This is a genomic window from Bradyrhizobium sp. CCBAU 53421 (genome assembly GCF_015291625.1).
Lineage (GTDB): Bacteria > Pseudomonadota > Alphaproteobacteria > Rhizobiales > Xanthobacteraceae > Bradyrhizobium.
In genome coordinates, this window is the sequence record NZ_CP030047.1 from 3,200,781 (window position 1) to 3,214,090 (window position 13,310).

Annotated in this window: 11 protein-coding genes and 2 pseudogenes; 7 read left to right on the forward strand and 6 right to left on the reverse strand. The window is 60.5% G+C overall.

Annotation, left to right across the window (positions count from 1 at the left end; all coding sequences use genetic code 11):
- Positions 1-18: 18 nt before the first annotated feature.
- Together XH92_RS15085 and XH92_RS15090 are read right to left on the reverse strand one after the other, a co-directional pair.
- Positions 19-159 carry a hypothetical protein gene (locus XH92_RS15085; protein ID WP_194459895.1) on the reverse strand — a complete coding sequence of 47 codons (141 nt, stop codon included), beginning with the start codon at positions 157-159 and terminating at the stop codon, positions 19-21.
- Positions 160-2,426: 2,267 nt separating this feature from the next.
- A complete protein-coding gene (locus XH92_RS15090) occupies positions 2,427-2,783 on the reverse strand; it encodes a hypothetical protein (protein ID WP_194459896.1) in 357 nt (118 codons plus the stop codon).
- 1,190 nt (positions 2,784-3,973) lie between these two features.
- On the opposite strand from XH92_RS15090, the pseudogene XH92_RS43020 reads away from it, so the two are divergent.
- A pseudogene (locus tag XH92_RS43020) lies at positions 3,974-4,069 on the forward strand (hypothetical protein); the annotation flags it as partial.
- Between the two features lie 119 nt (positions 4,070-4,188).
- Positions 4,189-4,371, forward strand: coding sequence for a carbohydrate porin (locus XH92_RS43025; protein ID WP_246788556.1), 183 nt, complete (start codon positions 4,189-4,191; stop codon positions 4,369-4,371).
- Between the two features lie 26 nt (positions 4,372-4,397).
- Here XH92_RS43025 and XH92_RS15100 read toward each other — a convergent pair whose 3' ends face one another.
- Complete coding sequence (locus XH92_RS15100) at positions 4,398-4,913, reverse strand: inorganic diphosphatase (protein ID WP_194459897.1); 516 nt, start codon at positions 4,911-4,913, stop codon at positions 4,398-4,400.
- Between the two features lie 73 nt (positions 4,914-4,986).
- Complete coding sequence (locus tag XH92_RS15105) at positions 4,987-5,502, reverse strand: ferritin-like domain-containing protein (protein ID WP_194459898.1); 516 nt, start codon at positions 5,500-5,502, stop codon at positions 4,987-4,989.
- 727 nt (positions 5,503-6,229) lie between these two features.
- On the opposite strand from XH92_RS15105, the pseudogene XH92_RS15110 reads away from it, so the two are divergent.
- Positions 6,230-6,832 (forward strand): annotated as a pseudogene (locus XH92_RS15110) (MBL fold metallo-hydrolase); the annotation flags it as partial.
- A gap of 183 nt (positions 6,833-7,015) precedes the next feature.
- A complete protein-coding gene (locus XH92_RS15115; RefSeq protein ID WP_246788434.1) occupies positions 7,016-7,447 on the forward strand; it encodes a response regulator in 432 nt (143 codons plus the stop codon).
- Here the strand turns inward: XH92_RS15115 and XH92_RS15120 are convergent.
- Entirely contained in the window at positions 7,414-8,304 is an 891-nt protein-coding gene (locus XH92_RS15120; protein ID WP_371818026.1) for an SDR family oxidoreductase, read from the reverse strand. The genes XH92_RS15115 and XH92_RS15120 overlap by 34 nt on opposite strands.
- 135 nt (positions 8,305-8,439) lie before the next feature.
- Entirely contained in the window at positions 8,440-9,183 is a 744-nt protein-coding gene (locus tag XH92_RS15125) for a Crp/Fnr family transcriptional regulator (RefSeq protein ID WP_194459901.1), read from the reverse strand.
- 275 nt (positions 9,184-9,458) lie between these two features.
- Between XH92_RS15125 and XH92_RS15130 the strand changes: the two genes are divergently transcribed.
- The 3 genes from XH92_RS15130 to XH92_RS15140 all read left to right on the forward strand — a co-directional run bounded on the left by XH92_RS15130 (position 9,459) and on the right by XH92_RS15140 (position 12,725).
- A complete protein-coding gene (locus XH92_RS15130) occupies positions 9,459-11,759 on the forward strand; it encodes an FdhF/YdeP family oxidoreductase (RefSeq protein ID WP_194459902.1) in 2,301 nt (766 codons plus the stop codon).
- 357 nt (positions 11,760-12,116) lie between these two features.
- Positions 12,117-12,323 (forward strand): hypothetical protein, encoded by a 207-nt coding sequence (locus XH92_RS15135; protein WP_194459903.1) that lies wholly within the window; start codon positions 12,117-12,119, stop codon positions 12,321-12,323.
- Positions 12,324-12,536: 213 nt separating this feature from the next.
- The gene (locus XH92_RS15140; protein ID WP_194459904.1) at positions 12,537-12,725 is read left to right on the forward strand and encodes a hypothetical protein; all 189 of its coding nucleotides are present in this window, start codon (positions 12,537-12,539) and stop codon (positions 12,723-12,725) included.
- Positions 12,726-13,310: the final 585 nt, after the last annotated feature.

Here is a 13,310-nt window from a genome sequence, read left to right on the forward strand (position 1 = left end):
GAATTGCGACCGCTTGTTTCACGCGTGATCGCGCCGGTGCGCGTAGCCTGCGGTCGGCCCATCGAACCGCGGCAACAAGATGCCATAGCGGCCGTCCAGGGTCACTTCGCCGAGCACCTCCGGCGCTGGGCCGCCTGCGGCGAAGACTGCGCGGGTCATTTGCGCCTCGTGCTGGATGACCCACGGCGGGATACCTGGCTTGACAACTTGACGACCTGACCGGGCGCCCAGGCGTGGACATCAGCGAAGACGCCCTTGGCCAATCTTTTCTCCCAGCGATCCCTGCATACCCGCTTTCCGCCGTGCAGAGCAAACACCGGGACGGGGAAAACGAAACCCCCTCCGTCGCGGAGCCGCCGGACACTTTGATCACCCTTCGTCCACTCCGCTAATGGGCGGGAGCGGGCTTGTCATCAGCTAGGACGGCAAGCCTGCTGCCGCCCGAGCTGAAGCCGAGCGGCAACCTTGGCAACGAAGCCGAACCAAGCAGCTCATCCAAATGCTCGCCAAATTCGCAGAGAGAGAGATGGCCGGCTCGCAAGGGCTCCTTCATCTAGATTGGCGGCCTAAAGCCACGGCCTCAGCGCCGTGGAGACCAGGGGCCGGGAAGCACCGAAAATAGGCTCATGCCAAATGGCACGAGGATTCCGTTCCCGAGCGCGATTTCTGTTAAGCGAGTTGGAACGCCCCGCCAAGCAATTGATTGAGCGAAAATGGTTGAAGGGCTCAGACCGTATGTTGCTTTCGCCGTCGATGCCTTAGGCGTTGCTCGGGCTACCTACGAGTTCACTAGCTACAGTGACGACGAGGCGAAGAAGCGGGCTGAGGGATTTCTGGATGCCCACGAATTCATAGAGCTTTGGACCGACCATCGGTTAGTCATTCGCATGAAACGTGGATCCGAGTAAACTAAACGGCCGAGATCCTTGGTCTGGTTGGCTCTTGGACTTTGGCGGAGGCAATCCCATTGCCCAAGCCGCTCGCCGCGAGCTCCTAGTGGGCCTCGGCTGTCGTTCAAAATATCAGCCTTCAGCTTGGGATTACTCTCGTGCGTGGCCATGCGCTTACTCAGCAGTCATCTTCATTTGACGGCATCCTTGCGAGCCGCAAACGCCGAAGTAGCGCCTTCCCATTCGTGAGGCATTGGAAATTGCAAGGACGTGACCACCGGCAAGCCAATTGGCGGGACTGCCTGGCGGAGACCGACCGAACCATTTCATGCAGCGTTGGGGCATCGCCGGATGGTCGCGCCGATTGCGAGGGAAGTGAAGCCGCCTGGACTTAGAATGCGGTACGCGGCAAATCACACCAATTCGAGCGCATTAGTTCGGATCGCATCCGAAATGAAGGCCAGGACGGACTGTGGGGTGGTCTCGTCCGGCAACAAGGCTCTCAACGAACTATTTTGGCGGCTCGACCGTCGTTTTGGTCGACCCGTCTGGCGCTGCCTGCATTCCGGGCGGACTTTGCCCTTGGGGGCTTTCCGAAGGTGCGCCACCTGAACCCGTATTAATCGGTCCAGTCCAACCTTGCGGTTGCAACTGACCTTTTTCTTCGGGGACCGAACGACCTTCTGACGTCTTGATATCATCCTTTGGCTGCGCTGCTGCCAATCCGCAGGAGATTACAAAGCAAATGGACGCTAGTCCGGCTCGCATATTTGAACCTTCCATTTGGCTCGTGGACTGGGGTTGCGATGATCTGCCAAGGATTGGCATCGGTGATTAACGGAAATAGGTGAGCCCTCCCGCCACGATCGCTAAGACGAACGCCAAAGTGGCGGCCGCAATAATCCAGGGCATATCTCGGCGTTCTCTGGGCGTCATGGGCTGTACGCGAACCAAATCAATGTCCGAAGAACAACCACAGTAGGATGATCACAGGAATCGGCACGCCCAAAAGCCAAAGCAAAACTCCTCGTCCCATCTTCTTTCCTCCGTCGTTTATTTCGCCAACGGCAACGTCGGAGGACTTGCCGATGTTCCTCGCCCGCTAGTCGCGTCCTCACTGCCGCGGCGGAATGGTGGAGGGCGGACAGCTGAAAGTCATCCCTTAATGACGAGGCGACCAAGGAACGCATTGCACGCTCGTTCGGCTTCAGCGAACGTACTGAAGGGAGATCCGGACACATGAGCTGCGGGCATATTCAGAAAGTTGGGGCGATATGACGCAACAAAGCCCGGCTCTCCATGCAATCCAGGTCCACTCCGGCTCTCGTTACTGATGACGAATGAATAGTCGTCGCCGCTCGCGATCCATATCTCCAGTTCGGTATCGACTCGGCGGAAGTGCAGGGCCATATCACCCTCCACAAACTTTAGGCCTCCGTGATCATCCAGATGGGACGCATATCATGCCTTTGTGCGGTTGGCAGCTTCAGCCTCCCGCGCGTTCGGCCTTAACGAGGTGAGGCCGCCGGTTCGCTGCTAATAGCACGTATATTCCTGCTGACTGGCTGTTGCGACGCAGTAGCCATAACTTGCACGGTACGGATAGCCGTAGCCATAGGGGTAACCGTAGCCATAGCCGTAGTCGGAACCATATCCGTAGGGGTAGCCGTATCCGTAGGGGTAGGCGGCGTAGGCACCTGCCAAGCCGAGGCCTATTCCAAGTCCAACGGCGGCTGCTCCAAACCCGCCTCCACGCCAGCCGCCGCCGCCAAACCCGCCGTGGAAACCGCCGCCATGAAAGCCACCGCCAAAGCCTGCGCGCGCCGAAGCAGCAGTCCGCGCAAACGCCACGGTGATAACCGCGATTAGCGTGACTAGGGTTTTCCTAAGCATCGGACTCTCCCAGCTCTTAGAAAGTCGCCCGATTTGGAAAACACCTCATGTCCGTTTTAGTTGCTGACTAAGCGGCTTCCCGGCGCACCCGCCATGGTCCATGACCTCATTTCTTGGCTTTTTGCTCGATCGCGACCAGCCGACTTGCCTCGGGCCGGATGAATTCACCTCCTTGTTCCTCGCGGTAGCCGCCGGGCAACCCTGGCTAGCGCGCCGCGGATCGCCTGTAGCAGATCGCGCTCGCGTCGGTAGCGATCAGATATTTGGAATCTCCATTCCACCAAGGTCATCGCCCAAGCGCATGCCTGCGCCGGACGTTAAACGTTACCGCCAGAAGGCTGCTGAGAACGAGGAGGCTGCGACTGCGAGCGCGAAGGCGGCTTGGCTGCAGGCGGTTGAGGAATAGAGGAACTCGCGCAAGCGGCAGAGGAAAAGCCGGACGGTCCTGGAAGCCACGTCGAAGTCTCCTGTGCAAAGCACATTAATCGCGAACCGTATTCTGCTCGCCGCGCCGCATATTTTTGCTTGCGTTCGCCGGGCCGAGTTTGACGGGGGCGCCCGCCAGACCGACGATATGTGCCGCCGGTCTAGGCAAGCCGCCAAAATCCAAATCGTCTTTTACGCTTAGGTGCTTTGCTTGCGGGGACGCCCTCCAACGCGGCAAACCTAACTAACAATTTTCGCAAATGCGGTGGAACCGGAGTGATATTGCGGGCGAGATGCTGGCGGAGTCGATCCCCGATCTCGTCGCAAATCGCGCGGGAATGGTTCGGTTCCAATGGAGTTGGATCGGACGCGTTGGCGCGGCGAGGTTCGGCCATGGCTGCCACCATTAGCTGATGTGCACAGCTTCTTTGCGTGTGCACGGCTTCCCCTGCCGCCACCGATAGCAACGCGGACCAGGCTTGCTTCGATCCACCGGAACCGAGCTTTTTATCATATGTGAATTGCAATGGACTTCGCAAATGCGGGGCGCAGAATTACAAATCTGTCTGCCTGCGACGTATTTCTGACGGTCACCACCATGAGAGTCGCTTTCCTGCCCGAAGTCGCTGGTTTCTCCCTTGTTGGGCTGTTCTAAATCGATCCGGTCAAGGCTGCGGAGCGTCCAACTCCTCGCGCTCCGCATCCGGTCCGCCGACAGCGAGTTCTTCAACACCAAATACACCGACGTGTTCGCCAACGCCGCGATGGGCTGGCCCGCGATCATCTCGCTTGATCTGCCGAGCGTGCGGACCATCGCCGCCGCGATGGGAGCCCGGCTTCTCGTCAACCTCACCGACCAGTTGTTTGTTCTTGGGGGCATCTTCGACGGCGACCAGCCGGGGCCCGGCCCCGGCTGCCGCAAGAGCGCAATCGCTATGGAGTTAACTTCCGCGTCAATGATCCGTCCCTGCTGCTCGGCTTGGCCCACACGAAGTTTCGAAGGGCTCCCGACAGCTGTGATCGATATCAGATTAGGGAAGGTTGGACCCTGCACTCCAATTTTCAGTACATCATCCATCCGGGCGGAGGTGCCACCAGCCCGTCGAGCGCTACGCCTCATAATGCAACCGTGGTTGGCCTACGATCGACTTTGAAGTTCTAGCTTGAGTTGCGACACAAGAGCCCAACTCAGCGTGCCAGCCGTTTGATGGTCTTGGTCGCACGGTTGGGGCCATGCCATCCGAGGAATTTTAGCTCCTTGTTCTCCAGCGCATTCGTCGCCCGAAAGAACTGTTCGAGATCATCGCGCGCATGGGAAGGGAGATTACGGATATCCTTCAGGTTCGTTTCGAGCGGTGACCGGTCAGGCACTGCAAAAATGCGGTCGTTTCGCTCACTCTTGCCCTTTGTCTTCTGCTCGACTTCGAGAATGCCGACCGGCCGACAGCGTAGCACGACACCTGGATAGGTTTGCGCGTCATGCAGTATCAGCACGTCCAGCGGATCGCCATCCTCAGCCTTGGTGGAGGGAATGAAGCCCCAATCGTAAGGATAGGTCAGGCCCGCCATCAGTGGCTTTGCCAGAGCGAAGACGCGGAGCTTGGGATCGAAATCGAGCTTGCACGAACTGCCGCGCGGCGTCTCGACGACAGCAAAGATATTGTCGTCGTCAGCCCAGCTTGGCAGCTTTGTCAGATTGGTCATGGCGGAGGTCGATACGCATTTTGCAACGAAAAGTGGGTCTAGCGGAATCATCCGCCGGCCCCCGAGGTGGCAATCAAGCGGCGGTGGAGGCCTTCCTGTTGATGCCCTTGCGCAGTGCAACGGAATTGAGTTTGGTGTTCGCGGCCTTCTCTTCGTTCAGGTTCGTGTTCAGGAAACGCACGATATCGTCATGGCCGAGCTCCTCGGCCCAGGCGATTAGCGCGCCATAGCGGCAGATCTCGTAATGCTCGACGGCTTGCGCGTTGGCCACGATCGCTGCATCGAGCACGGCCTTGTCTTCGATCTCGCCAGCAGTCTCGTCCGCTTCCTTGATGATGCCATCGATGGCCGGACACTGCGTGCCGCTCGGCGACTGGGCCAGTTTCTCAAAAGCCTTTTCGAGGCGCTCGACCTGCTTGTTCGTCTCTTCGAGATGGTTCTTCAGGCCCGTGACTAGATCCCGGTTGGTGGCCTTGTCGATCATCTTTGGCAACGCTTTGAGGATTTGCTGTTCGGCATAATAGATGTCCTGCAACCCATGTAGCAGCAGATCATCCATCGTCTTGATGTCTTTTGTGAATAGTCCCATGACGTCACTCCCTGATCCTAAAGCGATGGAACGACACGGGTCAGGCTTTGTTCCTCGCCCTTTTTGCCGCAGCCGGCCGCGTAGGTCGGCTCGCCGAGCGACCCTCCATCCGAAAAAAGGCGCGCGGAGACTCGCTTTCCGTCGGAGGAACTGCGGTGCCGAGCGGGCGGTTCGCCTTTTTGCGCGGAGTTCAGGATGATCAGCGCCGGAGCTTTTGCCGGAGGCGGGGGAGTTCAAAGGCGGTGCGCATTGCGACACCTACACCTTCGACGTCCACCTGCAGGGCGACAACGAGACGGTGTTCTTCGACGTCTAGCAGCAATCGTTCGTGGAGACGCGAAACCATTGCGTTGTCTCTCGCGCTGATCGTTCGCGGCCACGAAAGCGCAGGTTTTTTAGTGACAATTCGCGGATAGACGTTGCACCGATCATCGCCGCCATCCATCATCACGTCGGCAGCCGGAGCCGTCCGAATAATGCGGATGATTGCCGCAGTGATCGAACGGTTCTGCAAAGAGCAGAATGCGCTTCAATCTATGGCGACAAGGAGCAGGGTCGGGGTCGATGCCGCTGATGCAGTTGCCATCGGTGATACGCCGTATGATGCGGAAGCTGCACAGAAGGCGGCTGTTTGCACCATCGGCGTGCTGTCAACCGGATTCTGGAAAAGCTGGGCTGGCCGAACTGGGTGTGTCGAAGTCTGTCCGGGATCGGCCGCTTTGTTCGCTTGGCCGGGCTATGGGACGAGAGCAGGGCGCCGATCCGCTTGCAACTTGCGGAGCTGAAGCCGGGTCCGGTTCTTGACGGAGGCGAATTCATCGTCGGCTGCTTCCCCGTCCACCATCCCGACACCGACAGCTACGCGTTCGTCTTCGACAGTCCTGCTCGTCGCCATATTCGTCCTGATCGCCTGGCAGCACTCAAGGTGCCTGACGGGCCGATCCGAAGGGACTTGGCCGAGGGCCGCCCGATTAGTTTGGCCGATGGTCGAGTCATCGTTCCCGAGAACGTTCTTGGGCCGCCCGAAGGAGGCACGAAGCTGGTCGTCATTGGCGATGCCGAGACGACCGATGGGTTGGCGGAGCACGTACGCGCTGCCGACCTGCTGGTCATGGAAGCCACTTTCCTTGCACGTGACACTGCCATGGCGCGCGACTCTGGGCATCTCACCGCGACGGAGGCGGCGTCGCTGGCCGCAGCAAGTGGCGTGAAGCAGCTGGTCCTCACGCACATCTCGGGCCGTTATCCAGACAAAGAAATCCTGGAGGAGGCGACGAGAATCTTCCCGAACAGCCGGGTAGCCATCGACCTCGACCGTATTGCACTTTAGGCGCTACCAGCCTCCATGATCGCGGCGGCGCACCATTGGCGGCCAGGCGTCTCTGAACGAGGGCTACAATCTCTCATATGCCAACGTGGGAACCAGCTCTCGAATTGCCCTTGGGAAACCCATCCGGCGCAAAAACGTTAATTCCGCAATCATCCGCGAAGATCAACTAGCAGGGTTACTGGTATGCATACGATCTTGATCGTGGAGGACGAGTATTTCATTGCAGACGACTGTGCCGCGCTGGCACGGCAGGCCGGTTATCACGTTGTCGGCCCGTTTGCCTCAGTCGATGAAGCGCGACCGCACGCGTCGGGTGCCTGCGGCGCGTTGATCGACATCAACGTCAATGGAACCGCGTCCTACAAGTTGGTCGATGCCCTCCTCGAGATGGGCATACCTGTCACGCTATATACTGGATACGACGCAAGCAATCTGCCCGAGAAGTATGCGCACGTTCCGCTGGTGACCAAGCCACGCGGCTGTGCTGAGGCCCTCGGGATCCTGCGCAAGCAGATGGGCGCCATAGGATGGGACCGGTCGGCGGCAGCACAGGGTCAATCCTGTTCGGATGGCGGCGCCGTTCAGGGCTGCCCTGATCCGCCAGCGGATCCGTAAACCTGACCCGTGGCGTAGCTGGCATCGGCAGCGGCAAGCTGAACATAGATCGATGCGAGCTCGGCGGGCTGGCCGGGTCGGCCAAGCGGCGTCTGGCTGCCGAACTTCTCGAGCTTTTCCATCGACGCGCCGCCGGAGACTTGCAGGGGGGTCCAGATCGGGCCCGGCGCGACGCCGTTGACCCGTATACCTTTCGGGCCGAGCTGTTTGGCCAGCGACTTCACGTAGTTCATGGTCGCAGCCTTGGTCTGGGCATAGTCGTAGAGCTCGGGCGAAGGATCGTAGGCTTGCTCCGAGGTCGTCCCGATGATGCATGCGCCGGGCTTGAGATGCGGCAGTGCGGCCTTGATGATCCAGAACGGCGCGTACACGTTGGTCTTCATCGTCGCATCGAAGTCGTCCGATGAGACGTCGAGGATGGACTCCCGCGACTGCTGGCGCGCAGCGTTACAGACGACAATGTCGAGACCGCCCAAGCCCTCCACGGCGCGCGCAACCAGCTCCCGGCAGAATGCCTCGCTTCTGAGGTCACCGGGGATCGCGAGACCGCGGTGGCCCGCCGCCTTGATCAGCGCGATCACGTCCTGCGCGTCCGGTTCCTCAGACGGAAAGTAGTTGATCACAACGTCGGCGCCTTCGCGCGCAAACGCGATGGCGGCCGCGCGGCCCATGCCGGAATCGCCGCCCGTAATGAGCGCCCTTCGGCCCGCCAGCCGGCCGGATCCCTTGTAGCTCGTTTCACCGTGGTCAGGAGGCGGCTGCATCTGGCCCGCAAGGCCGGGCCACGGTTGTGACTGCTTCTTGAATGGCGGTTTCGGGTGGAGGCTGGTCGGATCGGTCAAGCTTTCCGGCTTCATCTGTTCGCTTTCCTCCATGCTCGTCGAGACGATCCTTCGAAATCCCTTGGTGATCGTCGGTCTAGACAACATGTAGCGACGGGATTCGTTGCTGCGTCGATGGGGCCTCGAAGGCGGTGCCGTCGGATCAATGCGTCATGATGGCTCGGCGTTCACGTGCTCGGGCAATCGCAGATAGGCCGGATTGAATCCGGCCAAACGAACCAGGCCATTCCAGTCCGTAATCGTGATTGTCCTTGAATGCCATTGCAGCAGGTTGCTGCGGCACAGTTCCTGGATGGTGCGATTGGCATGCATCGCGGACAGGCTGCAGGCCGAGGCAAGGTCGGATTCCGTGAATGGGGAGGGCATTCTGAAATCTTTTGCCAGGCCGACGGCACGAAGGCGCGTGGCGATCTCGCATATCAGATGAGCGACGCGTTCCAACGGATTCCGGCTGCTCAGATTCACAATCCAGTTTCGCGAACCGGCGGCGTCGCCCAGGATCAGAAGCATGAACGCACGCGTGAGCGACGATGACAGGCCGCACAGGTCCCGGAACACCTCGTGAGGAACCGAAGCGATAACGGCCGGTCCAACCGAGACAAGATTATAGTCGAGGCGGGCATCGTGGATCATATGCAAATCCGGCACATCACCGGGGACATGGATCGAAATGATCTTGCCGTCGTGGATCTCAGGATCGAGCCAGCAAAGGTATCCTTGCAGCAGCAAATGACAATGCGTTGATGTCTCTCCGTGCCGCAGGACGTGATCCCGGGAGGCGTAGCAGTCGATACTGCTCGGCAGTCCTGCCAGGAGGTCGAGGTCATTGGACGACAAATCGACAAGATTTGCGAGGCGACCGGCAAATTTCGAGAAGGCGAATTCGGCTTGCATGGCGTCGCCCGCGATTGCCCCAGCGCTGTACGGTAGTGACGACGGACGGGTCATGTCATTAACTTATGACATGTGATGCTAGCGAGCGATGCGGACCGGAAAAGCGAGTTGATTGGTCCCGTAACGGTGGGTTTCCGGTCGCAGTGATCGCCGGCGCGATCGTTGGCGCAGGAACGATCGCCGTCCGCATGCCTTGATTGACCAGCGAAACCGGCTCCAGCGAACTTTCGCGGCAACATGCGCTTGTCGCTGCCGGTGCCAGCCGGAGGACAATGATGGCCAACAAGCGCAGATTGAGTGGCGATCTCGAAGTCGAGCCCTATGACGGACCGTCGGGCGGCTGGGGATCGGTCCGATCGCTGGCAAGGAGCCTGACCCGCGAGCATGTTCCATTCAAGGGCGGTCGTGCTCTGCTCAGTCAGAACAAGACCGGCGGGTTCATGTGCGTCAGCTGCGCCTGGGCAAAGCCGGCCGATCCCCGTGTGTTCGAGTTCTGCGAGAACGGCGCCAAGGCGACGACATGGGAGATCACGCACAAGCGCGTCACGCCCGAGTTCTTTGCAGCGAGGACCGTGACCGAGCTCGAAAGCTGGGATGACCATCATCTGGAGGCCGCCGGCCGCTTGACCCACCCGATGCGCTGGGACGCGGGAATCGACAAATATGTGCCGGTCAGCTGGGAAGCAGCCTTCGCCGAGATCGGTCGTGAGCTGCGGGCGCTGCAGCCGGACAGCGCGGTGTTCTATACATCCGGCCGCGCCTCGCTCGAAGCGTCTTTCATGTATGGGTTGTTCGCGCGCGCCTACGGCACCAACAATCTGCCCGACAGCTCCAACATGTGTCACGAGACCAGCTCGGTTGCGCTGCCCGAAAGCATCGGTGTGCCGGTCGGTACCTGCACGCTCGACGATTTCGACAGGACCGATTGCATCTTCTTCTTTGGCCAGAATGTCGGAACGTCAAGCCCGCGCATGCTGCACCAGCTTCAGGACGCTGCCCGGCGTGGCGTGCCGATCGTCACCTTCAATCCCTTGCGCGAGCGCGGTCTGGAGGAATTCGTCAATCCGCAGGCGCCCGGTGAGATGCTAGCCGATATGCCAACCCGCATCAGCTCGCAATATCATCAAGTAAGAAGCGGCGGCGACACGGCCGCCATCATGGGCATTGTGAAGGCCTTGGTGGCGCACGAGGATCGCGCCGACCCGAAGGATCCGGTGATCGATTGGGCCTTCGTCAACGAACATACGCACGGCTGGGACGATTTCGCTGAAGCCATCAATCTGTGCGAATGGTCCGAGATCGAAAGACGATCCGGTCTGCAGCGTGATGCGCTCGAAGCCGCGGCCGCGGTCTACGCACGGTCCAAGGCGGTGATGTTCATCTACGGCATGGGGCTGACGCAGCACGAGCGGGGCGTCGAGACCGTGCAGACCCTGATCAACCTCGCGCTGATGCGCGGCAATATCGGACGGGCCGGCGCCGGCATCTGTCCGGTGCGCGGGCACTCCAATGTGCAGGGACAGCGAACCGTCGGGATCACCGAGAAGCCCGCGATGGTGCCTGCCGATAAGATCAGGCAGCAGTTCGGCATCGACGTGCCTGAGAAAAAGGGCCTGACGACGGTCGAGGCCTGCGCGAAGATCATCGAGGGTTCAGTCCGGGCGATGGTGCTGCTCGGCGGCAACCTGGTCCGCGCCGTTCCGGAGCATCGGCTGGTCGAACCGGCCTGGCGAAAGCTCCGGCTGACCGTCAACATCCTGACCAAGCTCAACCGCTCGGCGTTGATTCATGGAGAGGTGTCCTACATCCTGCCGTGCCTTGGCCGCATCGAGTTCGACGAGCAGGCGAGCGGACGTCAGGCGGTCGCGATGGAGGATTCGACCGGCTGCATGCACGGCTCCCGGGCGCAGGTGACCCCGGCCAGTCAGCATCTGCTGTCCGAGCCGAAGATCATCGCCGAGCTGGCCAAGGCGGCGGCGCCGGGGCGCTCGACCATTCCGTGGGATGATTGGGTCGCGGACTACAGCCGGATCCGCGATGCGATCGCAGCGACCTATCCGGACATCTTTCATGACTTCAATGCACGGCTCTGGCAGCCCGGCGGTTTCCACCGGCCGCTCGCCGCGCGCAAGCGGCAATGGAAGACGAAGACCGGGAAGGCCAATTTCATCGCGCCGGCCTCCCTTGCCAGCCACCCCAAGACGGAAACGCGCGACCCCGACGTGGTGCAGCTCATCACGTTGCGCAGCAATGGCCAGTTCAACACGACGATCTACAGCTATGATGACCGGTTCCGCGGTGTTTACGGCTCGCGCCATGTGGTACTGATGCATCCGGGGGACATCGCCCGTTTCGCGCTGAAGGAAGGCGCCATGGTGACGCTGGCCACAGCCGCCAGCGACGGCGTCACGCGCGAGGTCGGCGGTCTGCGCATCGTGGCCTATGACATCCCCCAGGGATGCATCGCGGGGTACTATCCCGAGTGCAATCCGCTGCTGCCACTGTGGCATCACGAGATGAAGGCAAAGACGCCGGCGGCCAAGTCGATCCCGGTACGGGTGAGGGCAGAGACGTAGCTTGCCACGCGCCATCCTGCGTACCTGATCTCGGTGTCATGCCCGGCTTGACCGGGCGATGACAGTTGTGGGTTGAGGCACAGCTTCGCCTTCTCGCGACATAATTAGCCCAAACTGTGCTCTTCGTTTCGCGCTCGGCTGAACAGAGGACGGGAAAGCCAGGTGCCGATCGCACCCGTGCGCCCGAGCAACGGGTGGACCGGCGCCCGGGCCTCAAGTCCCGGCACAGCAATTGTACCGGGAGGTTTCCCGAATGAGGTTTACTGTCCCCTTTGTCACCGGCCGAGGCTCTGTAGGTAGGCGTCGGTGGCTGAGAGACCATGCGTGCTCCCGCCCGCAAAGCCGAGGGAGCGCGCCATGGCGCAAGCCAATCCGATTTCTACCGTCAGCAATTTGGCCGCGCGCGATGCGGCTATCGTCGATCACGCCCGACTCGTCCTCGCCCGATCGTTGGAAATCCTCAGAGAGTGCAGCCCGGAATATTCCTTGACGGCCAACGGCGCAACGGGATCTCTTGGGCGAGGCGCAACCTCCGGACCCAGCGGAATTCAAGCCGTGTCCTAACTTGGATTAAATGCACGGACGGCCTCGGCCTCACGGCGCTCTCGACCCGACTCCTGGGCCAGCCTGGCGAGCGTTCTGGTCCCATGGGCGCCATTCGTTCTTGTCATTTAGCGCGTGGTTCTCGGTCAGGCGACGGTGACGAAACCATCAATTAGGAACGGTTGTTCCGTTCACCGGTTGAGGCACATCATCTACACCGAAACGGACCAGCGCATGAACAAGCGCCGCCGGGTCAAGCAGACCCATTCCCTTGAAGAACGTCTTACCGAAGAGGCAAATATACTCCGCGATCAAGCAAGGACGCTTCCGCAGGGCATCGACAGAGAGGCTTTGTTGAAGAAGGCTCGCCAGAACGAAGAGGCGGCGCACATCGCGGCATGGTTGGGCTCACCGACAGCTTAGGTACTCGGCAATGGCAAGCACCCGAGGCCGCAACCACGACACCGCGACCAAGCGAGCGCGAGCGAGGTTACGCCAACTGTTGGCGAAAGCGGAGCGCATCAAGCTGCATCCGCTCCCAAAGAAGAGGCCTGGCGGCGAAGCGCCCAAACAGCAGGACGATCAAGAGAAAGAGTAGGACCGGCCTCACTTCGCTTCCACGCGTATTGCGCGATGGCCCGGAAGGCGAAAGCGGCAGCGATCAAAAGAGACGGCCCCAGCGCGGGGGGACTCAGGCTGAGGCCGATCGTCCAAGTGTCCAAGGGCCACCGAAAGGGACAGTGCTCAATCCGATAACTGGCGCGGCGTATGGCAATTCCTAACCGATAAAGAGGCAGCTCACGCCAACAACGAGCGCGACGAAAGACATTACTGCGACGCTAAGGAAACCGTAATCGATCCCGTCCATCTGATCCAACCTGAACATGCCGCAAGTTTCACTGCGGCTGCGAGCGACCGCATTCAAGTATGCATGTCAGTGTGGGTGCCCTAATCCTTCGGCAACGAAAAGCAACGAAGGAGCGGCCCCGGCGAGCGGGACCGTCCTTC